General features: G+C 72.5%; 12 protein-coding genes. 10 read left to right on the top strand and 2 right to left on the bottom strand.

Annotation, left to right across the window (positions count from 1 at the left end; all coding sequences use genetic code 11):
- The first annotated feature begins 12 nt into the window (after positions 1-12).
- Positions 13-780 (top strand): amidohydrolase family protein, encoded by a 768-nt coding sequence (locus AB4880_RS06535; protein WP_379228441.1) that lies wholly within the window; start codon positions 13-15, stop codon positions 778-780.
- Here AB4880_RS06535 and AB4880_RS06530 read toward each other — a convergent pair.
- Positions 762-1,433: a TetR/AcrR family transcriptional regulator gene (locus AB4880_RS06530; RefSeq protein WP_367918407.1), complete on the bottom strand. Its 672-nt coding sequence runs from the start codon at positions 1,431-1,433 to the stop codon at positions 762-764. The genes AB4880_RS06535 and AB4880_RS06530 overlap by 19 nt on opposite strands.
- A gap of 154 nt (positions 1,434-1,587) precedes the next feature.
- On the opposite strand from AB4880_RS06530, the gene AB4880_RS06525 reads away from it, so the two are divergent.
- The 9 genes from AB4880_RS06525 (at position 1,588) to AB4880_RS06485 (ending at position 13,589) form a co-directional block, all read left to right on the top strand.
- The gene (locus tag AB4880_RS06525; RefSeq protein ID WP_367918406.1) at positions 1,588-3,228 is read left to right on the top strand and encodes an amidohydrolase; all 1,641 of its coding nucleotides are present in this window, start codon (positions 1,588-1,590) and stop codon (positions 3,226-3,228) included.
- Positions 3,225-4,583 carry an NAD(P)/FAD-dependent oxidoreductase gene (locus AB4880_RS06520; protein ID WP_367918405.1) on the top strand — a complete coding sequence of 453 codons (1,359 nt, stop codon included), beginning with the start codon at positions 3,225-3,227 and terminating at the stop codon, positions 4,581-4,583. Before AB4880_RS06525 ends, AB4880_RS06520 begins: the two co-directional genes overlap by 4 nt.
- Before the next feature lie 31 nt (positions 4,584-4,614).
- Entirely contained in the window at positions 4,615-6,237 is a 1,623-nt protein-coding gene (locus tag AB4880_RS06515; RefSeq protein ID WP_367918404.1) for an ABC transporter substrate-binding protein, read from the top strand.
- A 2-nt stretch (positions 6,238-6,239) separates the two neighbouring features.
- The gene (locus tag AB4880_RS06510; RefSeq protein WP_367918403.1) at positions 6,240-7,190 is read left to right on the top strand and encodes an ABC transporter permease; all 951 of its coding nucleotides are present in this window, start codon (positions 6,240-6,242) and stop codon (positions 7,188-7,190) included.
- Positions 7,187-8,056, top strand: coding sequence for an ABC transporter permease (locus AB4880_RS06505; protein ID WP_367918402.1), 870 nt, complete (start codon positions 7,187-7,189; stop codon positions 8,054-8,056). Before AB4880_RS06510 ends, AB4880_RS06505 begins: the two co-directional genes overlap by 4 nt.
- Positions 8,053-9,048: an ABC transporter ATP-binding protein gene (locus AB4880_RS06500; protein ID WP_367918401.1), complete on the top strand. Its 996-nt coding sequence runs from the start codon at positions 8,053-8,055 to the stop codon at positions 9,046-9,048. Before AB4880_RS06505 ends, AB4880_RS06500 begins: the two co-directional genes overlap by 4 nt.
- The gene (locus AB4880_RS06495) at positions 9,041-9,865 is read left to right on the top strand and encodes an ABC transporter ATP-binding protein (protein WP_367918400.1); all 825 of its coding nucleotides are present in this window, start codon (positions 9,041-9,043) and stop codon (positions 9,863-9,865) included. Before AB4880_RS06500 ends, AB4880_RS06495 begins: the two co-directional genes overlap by 8 nt.
- Before the next feature lie 34 nt (positions 9,866-9,899).
- On the top strand, positions 9,900-10,649 hold the full coding sequence (locus AB4880_RS06490; RefSeq protein WP_367918399.1) for a 4'-phosphopantetheinyl transferase family protein: 750 nt from the start codon (positions 9,900-9,902) through the stop codon (positions 10,647-10,649).
- Between the two features lie 366 nt (positions 10,650-11,015).
- Positions 11,016-13,589 (top strand): LPXTG cell wall anchor domain-containing protein, encoded by a 2,574-nt coding sequence (locus AB4880_RS06485; protein WP_367918398.1) that lies wholly within the window; start codon positions 11,016-11,018, stop codon positions 13,587-13,589.
- 208 nt (positions 13,590-13,797) lie between these two features.
- On the opposite strand, the gene AB4880_RS06480 is transcribed toward AB4880_RS06485, so the two are convergent.
- The gene (locus tag AB4880_RS06480; protein ID WP_367918397.1) at positions 13,798-15,834 is read right to left on the bottom strand and encodes a glycosyltransferase family 2 protein; all 2,037 of its coding nucleotides are present in this window, start codon (positions 15,832-15,834) and stop codon (positions 13,798-13,800) included.
- Positions 15,835-16,094: the final 260 nt, after the last annotated feature.

The raw sequence follows: 16,094 nt of genomic DNA, 5'->3' as shown, positions 1-16,094 counted from the left end.
TCCGGTCCCGCGGTGAATGGATTCCGCACACCCACGGTCGAGCGCCTGGCCGCCGACTACCGCGAGCGGCGGATGGCTGCGGTGATCTTCACCGTCGACGCGAGCACCGCGCTCGGACATCCCGCGCTGTCGAGCGAGGAGATCGCGGAGCAGGCGAGCGAGCATGCCGACGTCCTCATCCCGTTCGGCTCGGTCGACCCGCTGGCCGGGGACGCCGCGGTGCGGCGGGCGCGCCACCTCGTCGAGCGGTACCGCGTCCGCGGGTTCAAGTTCCACCCGAGTCTGCAGGCGTTCCGCCCCGACGACCCGGCCCACGCGCCGCTGTGGGCGACGCTCGAGGAGCTCGGCGTGGTCCCGCTCTTCCACACCGGCCAGACCGGCATCGGCGCCGGACTGCCCGGCGGGCGCGGGATCAAGCTGCGCTACTCCGACCCGATGCTCATCGACGACGTCGCGGCCGACTTCCCCGGCCTGCGGATCGTGCTCGCGCACCCCGGCGTGCCGTGGGTCGACGCGTCGATGGCGATCGCGACGCACAAGGCCAACGCCTTCATCGACCTGTCCGGCTGGGCGCCGAAGTACCTGCCGCCGCAGCTGGTGCGCCAGGCCGGCACGATCCTGCGCCACAAGGTGCTCTTCGGCTCGGACTACCCGGTGCTCGCGCCGGACCGGTGGCTCGCGGAGTACGCCGCGCTCGACCTGCCGGACCGGGCGCGTCCGCTGATCCTCAAGGACAACGCGCTGGCCCTGCTGGGGCTGGATCAGGCGCGGGCGTCGTGATCGACGATCGCCTCGAAGGAGTCGAGCAGCACGTCGATGCCCTCGAGGAAGACCTCGCGCGGCGTCAGCACGAGCAGCTCGGGCAGCACCGACGAGAGCGCCGGGTGCCGCGTCGGGTCGACGGCCCGCAGGTCGCCCACCCAGCTGGACGGCGGCACGCCCTCGTTCTCCTTCAGCTGCTGCTGTGACATGGTTGCCGCGGCCGCGAGGACGTAGCTGGAGTAGGCCGCGTAGCAGCGGACCACCTGCTGCCGGTCGAGCCCGGCGCGGTCGAGCTGGCTGAGGATCCAGTCGATGACCGCGAGCTCGCCCGGCCCGCCGGTGGAGATGGCGGTCGCCTCGGCGCCGACCTGCGGGTGCGCGGCGAAGATGTCGATCGTGCTGACGGCACCGGAGCGCAGCTGGTCGCGCCACGGCGCGTCGCGGTCGACGCCGTCGAGCGAGGCGGCGATGAGGCCGTCGAGCAGCGCGGCCATCAGCTCGTCCTTGTCGCGGAAGCGCCGGTAGATCGCGGTCGGATCGGCCCCCAGTGCGCTGCCCAGGCCGCGGAACGTGATCGCCGCTCCGGACGCGGCGAGCTCGGTCGCGGCCGCCAGGATCGCCTCGCGTCCCAGGGCGGAGCGTTCCTTCGTGCGACGGGTGTCGGCGCTCATCTGACCTCCTCTTTCCGGACCGACATTACCTTTGCCAACGCTGTTGACAACGCTGTTGGCACAGATTTAGCGTTGCGGCCCGCAGTGACCCACGCAACATCCACGCCCGACCGAAGCACCACCGAGACACGGTGGCCCCGACCGCGGAGGATCCATGACCACGCACGCAGACCTGCTCCTCATCGGTGGCCCCGTCCACCTCGGCAACGCCGTCCGCAGTCGCGCGAGCGCCGTCGCCGTCCGGGGTGAGCGGATCGTCGCCGTCGGCAACGACGAGCTGCGTGAGCTGGCCGGTCCGGGCACCGAGATCGTCGACCTCGGCGGCCGGCTGCTGATCCCCGGCTTCCAGGACGCGCACGTGCACCCGGTCGGCGCCGGCGTCGAGCTCGGGCAGTGCGACCTCACCGAGACCGTCGACGTCGAGGAGTACCGCCGCCGGATCTCCGCCTATGCGGCCGCGAACCCCGACCGGCCCTGGATCACCGGCGGCGGCTGGTCGATGGAGAGCTTCCCGGGCGGCGCCCCGCACCGCGACCTCCTCGACGCGCTCGTGCCCGACCGGCCGGTCTACCTGGCCAACCGCGACCACCACGGGGCCTGGGCCAACAGCCGCGCCCTCGAGCTCGCCGGCATCGACGCGAGCACGCCCGACCCCGCCGACGGCCGGATCGAGCGCGACGCCGACGGCGTCCCGACCGGCATGCTGCAGGAGGGTGCGATGCACCTGGTCGCGGCCGTCGTCCCCGAGACCACCCGCGAGGAGAAGCTCGCCGGCCTGCTGCGTGCGCAGCAGGTGCTGCACTCGCTGGGCATCACCGCCTGGCAGGACGCGCTCATCGGCGCCAACCCGGTGATGAGCGACACCGCCACGGCGTACCTCGACGCGGTCGCGGAGGACGCGCTGACCGCCCGCGTCGTCGGCGCCCTGTGGTGGAGCCGCGACCGCGGCGCCGAGCAGATCGAGGACCTGCTGGCCGCCCGCGAGGCGCTGACCGCCGGCCGGTTCCGCGCCACCAGCGTGAAGATCATGCAGGACGGCATCGCCGAGAACCACACGGCCGCGATGATCTCGCCGTACGGCGCGGGCTGCGGCTGCCGCAACCCCGGCGAGCACCGCGGCCTGTCGTTCGTCGACCCCGACGCCCTCAAGGAGTACGTCGCCGCGCTCGACGCCCACGACTTCCAGGTGCACTTCCACGCGCTCGGCGACCGCGCCGTCCGCGAGGCCCTGGACGCCGTCGAGGCGGCCCGCGACAAGAACGGCTTCACCGACCTGCGCCCGCACCTGGCGCACCTGCAGATCGTGCACCCCGACGACATCGCCCGCTTCCGCCGGCTCGGCGCGACCGCCAACATGCAGCCGCTGTGGGCCGCGCACGAGCCGCAGATGGACGAGCTCACCATCCCGTTCCTCGGTCCGGAGCGCTCGGCCTGGCAGTACCCCTTCGGCTCGCTGCTGCGCTCCGGCGCAACCCTCGCCGCGGGCAGCGACTGGCCGGTCAGCAGCGCCAACCCGATCCTCGGCATCCACGTCGCCGTCAACCGCCGCGAGCCGCAGAGCGACGGCCCGGTGTTCTACGCCGACGAGCGGATCGACCTCGGCAGCGCGCTGGCGGCGTACACCTCCGGCACGGCGTACGTGAACCACCTCGACGACACCGGCGTGATCGCGGCCGGCAACCTCGCCGACCTCGCCGTCCTCGACCGCGACCCGTTCGACGGGCCGGCCGACGACATCTGGGACACCCACGTCGAGCAGACCTTCGTCGGCGGGCAGCGGGTGTTCGCCCGATGACCGTGAGCTCGACGCCGTTCTGGCTCGACAGTCCCGACCGGCCGGCCGCCCGGCCCCGGCTGGACGGCGACGCGACCTGCGCGCTGGCCGTCGTCGGCGGCGGCTACTCCGGGCTCTGGACGGCGCTGATGGCCAAGGAGCGCGAGCCCGGTCGCAGCGTGATCCTGATCGAGGCCGACCGGATCGGCGGCGCCGCGAGCGGGCGCAACGGCGGCTTCTGCGAGGCCAGCCTGACCCACGGCGAGGCCAACGGGCGCACCCGCTGGCCCGAGGAGGCCGACCGGCTCGAAGAGCTCGGCCTGGCCAACCTCGACGAGATCGAGAAGACCCTGCGCAACCACGGGATCGAGTGCGACTTCCGTCGTACCGGTCAGCTCGCGGTCGCCACCCAGCCGCACCAGGTCGAGGAGCTGCGCGCCGGGGCGGACGGCGAGCACGCCGTCTTCCTCGACGCCGCCGCCGTCCGGGCGGAGGTCGACTCGCCGACCTACCTTTCCGGCCTCTGGAGCAAGGACACCTGCGCGACCGTCGACCCGGCCCGCCTCGCCTGGGGGCTCGCCGCAGCGGCCGAGCGGCTCGGCGTGCGGATCGTCGAGGGCACGCCGGTGGAGCGGATCCGCCGTACGGGAGCGGGAATCGACCTGCACACACCGCACGGCACGGTGCACGCCGGCCAGGTCGCGCTCGGCACCAACGCCTTCCGGCCGCTGCTGCGCCGCCTGCGGCTGCACACCGTGCCGGTCTACGACTACGTGCTGATGACCGAGCCGCTCACCGACGAGCAGCTCGCGTCGATCGGCTGGCGCAACCGGCAGGGTCTCGCCGACTGCGGCAACCAGTTCCACTACTACCGGCTGACCGCCGACAACCGCATCCTGTGGGGCGGCTACGACGCGATCTACCACTTCGGGCGGCGGCCCAAGCCGTCGTACGAGCAGCGGCCGGCGACCTTCGACGTCCTGGCGCGGCACTTCCGGGAGACCTTCCCGCAGCTCGCCGGCGTCGGCTTCACCCACCGCTGGGGCGGGGTGATCGACACGTCCACCCGGTTCTGCGCCTTCTTCGGCAAGGCGTACCGCGGTCGGGTGGCCTATGCGCTCGGCTACACCGGCCTCGGCGTCGGCGCCAGCAGGTTCGGCGCCGACGTGATGCTCGACCTGCTCGCGGGGGAGGAGACGGAGCGGACGCGCCTGGCGATGGTGCGCGAGAAGCCGCTGCCGTTCCCGCCGGAGCCCCTGGCCTGGGTGGGCATCCAGCTCACCCGCTGGTCGCTCGCGCGTGCCGACGCGCGCGGCGGCCGCCGCAACCTCTGGCTGCGTGTGCTCGACCGGCTCGGACTCGGGTTCGACTCATGAACCACCCGTTGATCGCCTCTAGGAGAAACCCGTGAACCGACGCAACCTGACGCGCATCACCGCCCTGCTCCTGACCTGCTCCGTGGCCGTCGGTTGCGGGCGATCGGCCGACAGTCCGTCGGTCTCGCGGAGCGCGGGCGACCTCAAGCCCACGACGACCGCCGCGACCGAGGACGCCGACGCGATCACGTGGGCGGTCTACCGCGACGTGCAGACGATCGACCCGCTCTACGTCTTCGACTATCCGGACAACACCGCGCTGACGCTGCTGTGCGAGTCACTGCTGCGCACCGCACCGGACGGCACGATCGGCGACGGCCTCGCCTCGCTCTCGCGCACCGACCCGAAGACGCTCGTCCTCGACATCAACCCCAAGGCGACCTTCTGGGACGGCAGCCCGGTCACCGCCGCCGACGTCGTCTACAGCCTCGAGCGGCAGCGCGATCCGCAGCTGGGCGGCTTCTACGCGGCCAGCTTCGACCGGGTCGACACGATCACGGCCACCGGCGACCAGCAGGTCACGCTCAAGCTCAAGCAGCCCGACTACTGGCTCGACGGCGAGCTCGCGTCGCTGCCCGGCGTGATCGTCGAGAAGAAGTACGCCGAGGCGAAGGGCGCCGACTACGGCACGCCGTCCGGTGGCGTGATGTGCACCGGTGCCTACAAGTTCGACTCGTGGTCGCCCGCGTCGGGTGTCGTCGCCGTCCCCAATGACGCCTACTGGGGCGGCACCACGCCGCGGGTCGCGAAGATCACCCTCAAGGGCGTCGTCGACGAGGCTGCGCTGACGTCGTCGCTCATCGCCGGCGAGATCGGCGGCACCTACCCGCCGGCGATCTCGACGCTGCCGGTGCTCGAGGGCAACAAGGCGGTCACGGTCACCCAGGGACCGGGCTACGCCACGGCCGCGCTGGTGATCAGCAACATCAAGGGCACGCTGAAGGACGTCAAGGTGCGCCAGGCGCTGTCGCTCGCGCTCGACCGCAAGGGCATCATCGACAACGTCTACCACGGCGCCGCCACGGACGCCCGCTGGCTGGCGAACCCCGGCACCTTCGCCTCGGCGCGTGACACCTACCAGGCGGCGTACGACGCGAGCCCCGACCTGAAGCAGGACCTGGTCAAGGCCAAGCAGCTGATCAAGGAGGCCGGCGCCACCGGCAAGTCGATCACCATCGGCATGTCGTCGGCGATCCCCGACATCGCCTACACCGCGGGCGCCTTCCAGACGGCGGGCGAGAAGATCGGCATCAAGGTGAAGTTCAAGTCGGTCTCGGCCGACGCCTTCATCAACTTCTTCATCGACCCCAAGGCGCGGGAGGGCGTCGACGCCTTCCCGACCGTCACGTACGGCGACTACGCCGACCCGGCCGCGCTGTCCGCGACCGTCGTCCTGCCGACCGGCGCGCAGAACTACTCCGGCTTCGACGACCCGCAGATCACCCGGCTGATGCAGGACGCCCGTAGCACCGAGGAACCCGCGGCCCGCGCCAAGCTCGTCATCCAGGCCCAGCAGCGCACCATGGAGCTGATGCCGTGGATCCCGACCGCGCAGCCCAACGCGGTGCTCGTCACGAACAAGAACCTCACCGGCGCGATCTCGTCGTTCGCCTACATGTCCGCGCCGTGGGCCGAGCACCTGGGAGCGCGCTGATCATGCGGATCGGATATCTGCTGCGCCGCGTCGCGATGCTGGCGGTGACGCTGCTCGTCGCCAGCTTCCTGATCTTCGGCGCGTCGTACGTCGCGCCGGGCAGCCCGCTCGCGGCGCTGTCCGGCGGGAAGTCGCTCTCGCCCGAGGCGCAGGCGACCCTGGAGCACCGCTATCACCTCGACCAGTCCTTCGTCGCCCAGTACGGTCACTGGCTCTCCGGAGCCGTGCGCGGCGACCTGGGCGTGTCGATCCCGCTGCACGAGGACGTCTCGTCGCTCATCGCCGACCGGGCCTGGATCACCCTCAGCCTGGTCCTCTACGCGGCCATCCTGATCGTCGTCATCGGCATCGGGCTGGGCCTCCTGGCCGGGCTGCGGCCCGGATGGATCGACTCCTCGATCCTCGTCATCTCCTCGATGGCGGCGGCGGTCCCGGCGTTCGTCGCGGCGATCGTGCTGATCGCGGTCTTCGCCGTCTCGCTCGGCTGGTTCCCGACGATCGGCACCGGCGAAGGTTTCCTCGGCAACCTGCGGCACCTGACGCTGCCGGCCTTCGCGCTGGCGCTCTCGTCGGTCGCGGTGGTGGCGCGGGTGACCCGCACCGCCATCCGCGAGGAGGTCGCCCGCGAGCACGTGCAGACGGCCATCAGCCGCGGCATCCCGCAGCACCTGGTCGTCACGCGCCATGTCCTGCGCAATGCCGCGATCCCGATCACCACGGTCACCGGCGTGACCGTCGCCAGCCTGATCGCGATCTCGTCGGTGGTCGAGACCTCCTTCGGCCTCAACGGGCTGGGGCAGTACCTGGTGAAGTCGGCGCAGTCGAAGGATCTCGCCGTGGTGCAGGGGATCTCCCTCGTGCTGGTCGTGGCGTTCGTCGTCGTCAACCTCGTCGTCGACACGATGTACGCCGTCCTCGACCCGCGGGTCCAGCTCGGGACGCGTGCCGCATGAGCGCCGTCGCCGCTCCCGCCGCGGGAGCCGAGCCGGCCCGCGCCCGTCGCCGTACGGGGCTCGGGATCACGGGCTGGGTCGCCGCCACGATCGTCGGTCTCGCCACGCTGATCGCGGTCATCGGGCCGCTCGTCACGCCGTACGACCCCAACCTGAGCGACCTGGTCAGCGCCTGGATCGGCCCCGGCGCCGGGCATCTGCTCGGCCTCGACGTCCAGGGACGCGACGTGCTGTCGCGTCTCCTCGCCGGTGCCCGGTCGTCGATGCTCGGCCCACTGCTCATCGTCGTGCTGTGCATGGTCGTCGGCTCGGTGCTCGGCCTGGCGTCGGCCTGGCGCGGCGGGATGGTCGACACGACCGTCTCGGCCGGCCTCGACATCCTCTTCGCCTTCCCGGGCGTGCTGCTGGCCGCGCTGACCGCGGCCGTCTTCGGCGCCGGCCTGTGGGCCGCCGTCCTGGCGCTGGCGGTCGCGTACACGCCCTTCGTGGCGCGGATCCTGCGCAGCGCGATGCTCAAGGAGCGCCACCAGCCCTACATCACGGCGTTGGAGGTGCAGGGGCTCGGCGCGGTCACGATCTGCGTCCGGCACCTGCTGCCGAACGTCTTCCCGTTCATGGTGGCGCAGGCGTCGATCCTCTTCGGGTACGCCGTGCTCGACCTCGCGGTCATCTCCTACCTCGGCATCGGCGTCCAGCCTCCCAACCCCGACTGGGGCGTGATGATCTCGGAGAACCAGTCCGGCATCCTGCTCGGCTATCCGCTGCCCGCGCTGCTGTCCGGCGCCTGCATCGTCGCCGTGGTGGTCGCCATGAACCTGCTCGGCGAGCGGCTCCTGGAGCGGGCCGGAACGGAGGGGCGTCGATGAGCGAGCCACTGCTCGACGTAGTGGGCCTCGGCCTCGACCTGCTGGTCGCCGGCGAGCCCCGCTCGGTGCTGCGCGAGGTCTCCTTCTCGGTGGCCGCCGGTGAGGCGGTCGGCCTGGTCGGCGAGTCCGGGTCGGGCAAGTCGATGACGGTCCGCGCGATCGACCGGCTGCTGCCCGCGGGGGCCCGGCAGCGCGGCTCGATCCGCTTCGCCGGCCAGGACGTCGCCGCGCTCTCGGGTGCAGCGCTGCGCACGTACCGGGCCGAGGTCGCCGTCGTCTTCCAGGACCCGCGGGTGCACATCAACCCGGTCCGCCGGGTCGGCGACTTCATGACCGAGGTGCTGCGCACCAACCGCGGCGTCAAGCGGCGTGAGGCCGCGCAGCGCGCGGTCGCGATGCTCGCCAAGGTCGGCATCCCGGACGGCGAGCGCCGGCTCGACCAGTTTCCGCACGAGCTGTCTGGCGGACTGCTCCAGCGGGTGATGATCGCCAGCGCGCTGCTCACCGAGCCGCGGCTGCTGCTCGCCGACGAGCCGACCACGGCGCTGGACGTCACCACGCAGGCCGAGATCATGGGCCTGCTCGACGAGCTGCGCCGCGACCTCGGGCTGTCGATCCTGTTCATCACCCACGACCTCGACCTGGCCGCCGCCTTCTGCGACCGGACTGCGGTCATGTACGCCGGCGAGATCGTCGAGGTGCGCGACGCCCGGCGCCTGCACGACGACCCGCTGCATCCCTACACCGCTGCGCTGGGCGCGGCCCGGCCGCTGCTCGACCGCACGGTCCGGCACCTGACGGCCATCCCCGGCCGGCCGCTGTCGGCGCTCGAGGCGCCGCCCGACGCGTGCGCCTTCGCGCCGCGCTGCGTGCACGCCGAGGACGCGTGCACCTCCGGCGCCCCGGCGCTGGTCGATCTCGACGGCGGTGCGGTCCGGTGCGTGCGCGCCGACGTGCTGCGCGGAACCCTGGGAGGGGTGCCCCATGTCTGAGCTGCTCGATGACGCGCCGGCGCTGGAGGTGTCCGGCCTGCGCAAGACCTTCGGCGACGTGGTCGCGGTCGAGGACGTGTCCTTCGCCGTCCGCAGGGGCGGATCGCTCGGCATCGTGGGGGAGTCCGGCTCGGGCAAGACCACGGTCGCGAAGATGATCACCGGCCAGGAGCGGCCCACCGCGGGCACGATCCAGGCCTGCGGCCGCGACCGCTCGATGCCCGCGCGCGGGGGCGCCGAGCGCCGGCGGCGCGGGCGCGAGGTGCAGATCGTCTTCCAGGACCCCTACTCCAGTCTCGACCCGCGCCAGCCCGTCGACCGGGCGATCGACGAGGTGCTGCGGCTGCACCGCCCGGACTGGAGCGCCGCGCAGCGCGCCGTGCGGGTCACCGAGCTCGTCGGGATGGTGGGGCTCGACGAGCGGCAGGGGAGTGCGCTGCCCCGGGCGCTCTCCGGCGGCCAGCGGCAGCGGGTGGCCATCGCCCGCGCGCTGGCCGCCGAGCCCGACGTCCTCATCCTCGACGAGTCGGTCGCGGCCCTCGACGTGTCGATCCAGGCTCAGGTGCTCAACCTGCTCATCGACCTGCGCGAGCGGCTGGCGATCACCTACGTGCTGATCAGCCACGACCTGGCGGTGGTCCGGCAGCTCACCGAGACGGTCGTCGTCATGCACCGCGGCGCCGTCGTCGAGCGTGGCCGGACCGAGGACGTCCTCGACGCGCCGCAGCACGCCTACACCCGCCGGCTGCGGGCCAGCGTGCCGACGCCGGGCTGGGACCTGGCCGAGGTACGACGGGCCCTGCACCCCGCGACGTGAGCCGGCTCACAGGCTCTTGTTAGCCTCGGTGCTGATGAGACGCGACGTGGTGGAGGCAGTGCCGGACCGGACGGCGACCCCGGTGCTGCCGGTGACCCTCGGCTCCCTGCTCGAGGAGCTCGAGCGGCCGGCCGCCGGAGAGGCGGAGGTCGGGGTCTGGGCGCTGCCCACCGACGCGATCGACGGCGACGAGCTCGACGCCGTCCGCGCCTGGCTCGACGAGGGCGAGCGCGAGCAGGCGTCGTCGTACGTCCGCGCCGAGCTGCGCCACGCCTACGAGATCGCGCATGCCGCGGCCCGGCTGGTCGTCGGCACGGTGATGGACGCCCGCCCCGAGGACGTCGTCTGGGGACGGCACGCGTGCCCGGGCTGCGGTGAGCCGCACGGGCGGCCGCGCGCCGAGGGCGCGAGCATCGAGTTCTCGCTGTCGCACACGCCCGGCATGGTCCTGGTCGCCGTGGCCGAGCGGCCCGTCGGCGTCGACGTCGAGCGGCTGCCCGACGACCCGGTGGCGCTCGCCAAGCTGCTGCACCCGCGCGAGACCGAGGAGATCGAGGCGGCCGCGCGCGGCACGCTCGACGGCGGCCGCGCGTCCGTGCGCTTCACCCGCGCCTGGGCCCGCACCGAGGCCTATCTCAAGGGCATCGGCATCGGCCTGGGCCGCGATCCCCACCTCGACTACCTCGGCACCGACGAGGCGCCCGCCCGGACGCTCGGGGCCTGGGAGGTCCGCGACATCGCCGTCCCCGACCAGTACGGCGCCGCGCTCGCGCTGCTCGGCTGACCCTGCCGACCTGGGTGTCTGCGGCGGTCCAGACCACCGGTCCAGACCGCTGACGGGCACGCGCGCTCGGATACGTGAAACACGTCACGCGGGATAGTTAAATCTCGGGACCAGGTCCCGCTTTTACCCTAAAAATGGGGCCTTTGGTCCTGGGACGTCCCTACGCTGCTACGTGGGCTCCGGACGTCCCCTCCACTCGGGAGGCGAGGGCGCCGGAGAAGGACCTCGAACCTGAGTCCGCGGTGGGGCGTGGACGTAGCGGTTCGGCGCGCCCTTGCGGCTTCTCGGACCCCCCGGTGTTTTTCGACAGTACCTACCCGTGGACGCGACCCCCCATCGGCGCGCCCGCCTGGGGGTTTACCGACCATGTCCCATTCCTCGCGCCTCACCTGGCGCCGCAAGATCGGGCTCGCGCTGCCCGTCGTGCTGCTGGCCAGCTCGGCCTTCAGCGCCACTGCCTTCGCCGACGACGCCGACCCGGGCACGCCCGCGTCCGACACCGTCCAGACGCCCGCGCCGGACCCGACTCCGCAGGCCGACCCGGCCCCGAAGCCGGCCCCGAAGCCGGCCGACAAGCCGGACCCGAAGCCCGCTGGCGAGCCGGCCGCCGACCCGACCCCGCAGGCCGACCCGACGCCGGACGCGAAGACGCCCGACGCGACGCCGGCCAAGCAGGAGCCGCCGGCGGACGCCGTCCCGGCGGGCGAGGCCGCGCCGAAGGGCGCGCAGTCGCTGAAGAAGAGCTCGAGGGTCGCCTCCCTCGCGGCCGCACCGACGGCCGTCGACACCAACAAGTGGGTCGTCTGCAAGTACTCCGCGACGCCGCAGACCGGTGAGAAGGCGCAGACGATCATCATCAACGCCGTCGACAAGGGCTTCAACGGGGTCTTCCCCCACCCGTTCAACGACGCCCAGGGCGCCTCGGTCGCGATCCGCTACGCCAACGAGGGCGAGCGCTCGAACCAGCTGTCGATCAACGAGTGCCCGGTCTACGGCGGCCCGACCGTCGTGACGCCCCCGAGCCCGCAGCCGACCGACCCGTGCGGTCCCGGCAACGCCTTCTTCCCGGCCGCGCAGGTCCCGGCGACCACGAACCAGTGGACCGTCGCGACCGTGGGCAGCCCGGTCACCCAGATCACCGTCACCGCCAAGGCCGGCTTCGTCTTCGACGCGCAGGGCACGACCGTCAAGGTCTACAACGCCGTCGACTCCGGTGCTCCGTGTGTGGTGACCCCGCCCGCGAAGCCGAAGCAGACCGACCCGTGCGGCCCGAACAACGCCTACTTCGCCGACGCGGACATCCCCGCCAGCACGGCGTCGTACACGGTGACCACCGAGGGCGACCCGGTCACGAAGGTCACGATCACGGCCACCGCCGGCAACGTGTTCGACGCGCAGGGCACGACCGTCGTCGACTACACCGTGACCGACTCCGGCGCGCCGTGCGTCGTCACGCCGCCCGCGAAGCCGGAGCAGACCGACCCGTGCGGCCTGGACAACGCCTTCTTCCCGGCCGCCGTCATCCCGGCGAGCAACGCGTCGTACACGGTGACCACCGAGGGCGACCCGGTCACGAAGATCACCGTCACGGCCAAGGCCGGCACGGTCTTCGACGAGCAGGGCACCACCGAGGTCGTCTACACCGTCACCGACTCGGGCGAGCCGTGCGTCGTCCCGGCGCCGGGTGCGCCGGCGCCGACCGACCCCTGCGGCCCGGACAACGCCTACTACGCGGGCAACGTGATCCCGTCGGACACCTCGGCGTACACGGTCTCGACCAAGGGTGACCCGGTCACCGAGATCACCATCACCTCGACCCCGGGCAACGTGCTCAACGACCAGGGCGACACCACGGTCACCTACACGGCCGTCGACTCGGGCGAGGCGTGCGTCGTCGGCCCGCCGGCCCAGCCGGAGCAGACCGACCCGTGCGGCCTGGACAACGCCTACTTCCCGGCGAGCGTGATCCCGGAGAGCACCGACGAGTTCACGGTCTCCACCGAGGGCGACCCGGTCACGAAGATCACCATCACCGCGACCGAGGGCAACGTCTTCGACGAGCAGGGCACCACCGAGGTCGTCTACACCGTCGAGGACTCGGGCGAGCCCTGCGTCGTCCCCGCGCCGACGGCTCCGGCCCCGGTCGACCCGTGTGGTCCGAACAACGCCTTCTTCGCGGACGAGGCCATCCCGTCGGACGCCGAGGGCTACACGGTCGCCACCGAGGGTGACCCGGTCACGAAGATCACGATCACGGCCAAGCCGGGCTACGTGCTCAACGGGCAGGGCGACACCGAGGTCAGCTACACCGCGACCGACTCGGGCGAGCCGTGCGTCGTCCCGGCCCCGGCCGCGCCGGCGCCGACCGACCCCTGTGGTCCGGACAACGCCTACTTCGCCACCGACGCCATCCCCGGCGACACTGAGGGCTACACGGTGACCACCGAGGGCGACCCGGTCACGAAGATCACGATCACCGCCACCGAGGGCAACGTGCTCGACGAGCAGGGCAACACCGAGGTGAGCTACACGGCCATCGACTCCGGTGTTCCGTGTGCGGTCGACGCCCGCGCGGTCGTCTGCTCGGTCAAGGTCGGCACGGTCGCCGCCCGCCCGGCGGGCACGATCCCCGGCACGATCTCGATCGTCGACGTCGCCACCCTCATCGCCCACGGCTTCGCCGGCGTCTTCCCCTTCACCTACGTGGAGAACGGCGTCCAGTACGAGGTGGTCCGGGCGGCGACCGAGGGCGAGACCGCGGCGGACGTCACCGGCGTCAGCTGTGACGTCGAGTCGGCCTCGCACCACAACCCGCCGAAGGATGCCGCGGGCCTGCCGAACACCGGTGGTCCTGCCGGCTGGCTGGTCCCGGTCGGAGTCGGCCTGGTGCTCGCGGGCGCCGCGCTGATGCTGATCCGTCGTCGGGGCGAGACCGCCTGACGGCTGACGCCTGACCGATAGCGCAGACCACCCGTGCCGAGGATCCTCGGCACGGGTGGTCCGCTTCTCGATCCGGTCAGCGGCGGGCGATCGCGACGCCCGCGAGCACGATCACGATGGTCCACATGACTCCGGCAGCTATCCACATCACGAAGGAGAAGACGCGGCAGGCCGCCGATCGGTTGCGCTTCTCGCGTCGTGTTCCGCCTCACGCCGTGCGGTGGTGGCGCAGGGCCCGGCCGCGGCGGTGGTGGGTGGCGGCCGCGGCCGGCACCCCCGGCGGCAGGCCCACGACCGCGCCGGGCGGCGTGTGGAACAGCCAGAGCGACAGCACCCGGTGGCCGTCCCAGTCGCCGGGCGGGATGCGCAGAGACACGTGCTGCTCGTCGCCGACGCGCGTCGTACGGACCACGCTCATGACCACCGGCGCCGCCTCGGGCAGGGTCAGCTTGACCTCCTCGTCGACGCCGAGGGCGACCGAGCTCGGGAGTCGGATCGCGGCGCCGCCCGCCGAGACGTCGACCAGCGCGCCGTCGACGCCGTCGAGCTGGATGGGCGCCCGGATGCCGACCCGGTAGGCGTTGCGCCGCGAGGTGGCGTAGGCGGGGGAGACGATGCGACGCATGCCGAGGGTCAGTGCGCCGGCGGCGATCACCAGCCAGGCGGCGGAGGTGACGGTGGCGCCCGCGGTCGCCCGCCACGGCACCAGGCCGGCGAGTCCCGCGGCGGCGTAGGCCAGGACGACGAGCGCGACCGCCGCCAGGACCCGCAGCACGCCCGGCACCCGCCCGCGGGTGCGCTGCTCGGCGCCTGCCTTGGGCGTCACCTCGAAGGACAGGCTGCGGCGGGTGAGCAGCCACCAGCCGCAGGAGAGGCCGACCGGGACGCGGAACACCCGCAGCGCGAACGCCGGCCCCAGCTGCAGGTGGTGGCGGAAGAGCCGCCGCAGACCCCACACCCGGACCAGGAACATCGCGGCGAAGACGGCCGTGAACGCCGCCGGGCTCGCCGTCGAGGTCTGCGCGCCACTGAGCAGGATCGTGATCGGGACGAGGAAGACCGCGATCGTCGCGACGCCCTCGAGCCACCACAGGGTGCCGGAGAGGTACTCGTAGTAGTTGCGCCACGACATCCAGCGCTTCGCCGCCCACAGCCGCTCGTGCGACAGGACCTGCATCGCCCCCATGCCCCAGCGCCGACGCTGCAGCAGGTACTGCTCGGCCGTCGTCGGCGCGAGCCCCACCGCCAGCGTCTGGTGGTGGAAGACCGTCTTCCAGCCGCGCCGGATCAGGGCGAGCGTGGTGTGCATGTCCTCGACGATCGTGTCGGTCGCGGCGCCGCCGACCTCGCGCAGGGCGCTGACCCGCAGCAGGGACGTCGAGCCGCACCAGAACGGGCCGGCGCCGTCGTGGTTGCGCGAGGCCATCAGCACGTGGAAGAAGAGCCCCTGCTCGCCGGTGACGCCGTCGTCGTCGAAGGCGCCGGCGTTGTAGAACTCCTGCGGGCCCTGCACGAGCGCGATGTCCGGGTCGTCGAACCAGCCCAGCGTCGCGGTCAGGAAGTGCGGCAGCGGCACGTGGTCGCAGTCGAGGACGGCGATCACGTCGATCGCCGGAGCGCCCTCGGCCTCCTCGCGCGCCATCACGTCGAGCGCGTGGTTCATGTTGCCGGCCTTGGCGTGGTCGTGGACGTCGCGCCGCACGTACCGGGCGCCGTAGGAGCGGCAGAGGTCGGCGACCCAGTCGCGGTCGCCGTCGTCGAGCACCCAGGTCTCGTGGGCGGGCTGGAGCTGGCACGCGGCGGCGATGGTCGGCGCGATCACCTCGACCGGCTCGTTGTAGGTCGGGATCATCACCGCGACCCGCCGCTCCGGTGCGTCGGCGTCGGCCCGGAGCACCGGGGGAGCGGCGCTGTCGAGGTTCCAGAGCGTGACCAGGCGGACGGCGAGGCCGGCCAGGGGGAGTGCCTCGAAGGCGACGAGGATCCAGGCCGCCGTACGGTTCCAGCCGTCGGGGGGAAGCGTCGCCGTGATCCGCCAGGTCAGGTAGGCGAGCACGGCCGCGAGCGCGACCAGGCCGCCGACCCGCGCCAGCAGCTGGGTACGGCGGCGCTCCGGCCCCGGTGGGTCGAGCACGTGGGCCCATCCGGCGAGACCGGTGCCGGCCTCGATCGATGCCGGGGCCTGCGTGGTCAGGCGATGGGGCCGCCCACCTTCCGCGGGCGTCGTCTTTCCTCTGGTGCGCATGGCAAGCCCTCCCGAGACCGAACCTTCACCAGTCTCCCATCGCGCCGAGGCCGCCGTCGAGGTCCCGTGTGTCCGGCGCCACGTCCCGAAGTAGTTGACATGGCATCTTCTCCGGGAGATAGTTGATACATCAACCAGATCGAGACCCGATCACCCCGGACCCTCAGGAGAACGCCATGAGCGAGACCACCGCCCTCACCGACATCACCGGCGACTACACCCTCGACGTCTCGCACAGCCGCCTCGGCTTCGTGGCCCGC

Source organism: Nocardioides ginsengisoli (assembly GCF_039537225.1).
GTDB classification, from domain to species: Bacteria; Actinomycetota; Actinomycetes; order Propionibacteriales; family Nocardioidaceae; genus Nocardioides; species Nocardioides ginsengisoli.
Note: the sequence above shows the minus strand (reverse complement) of the source record. Positions and strands in the feature narration are given on the sequence as shown.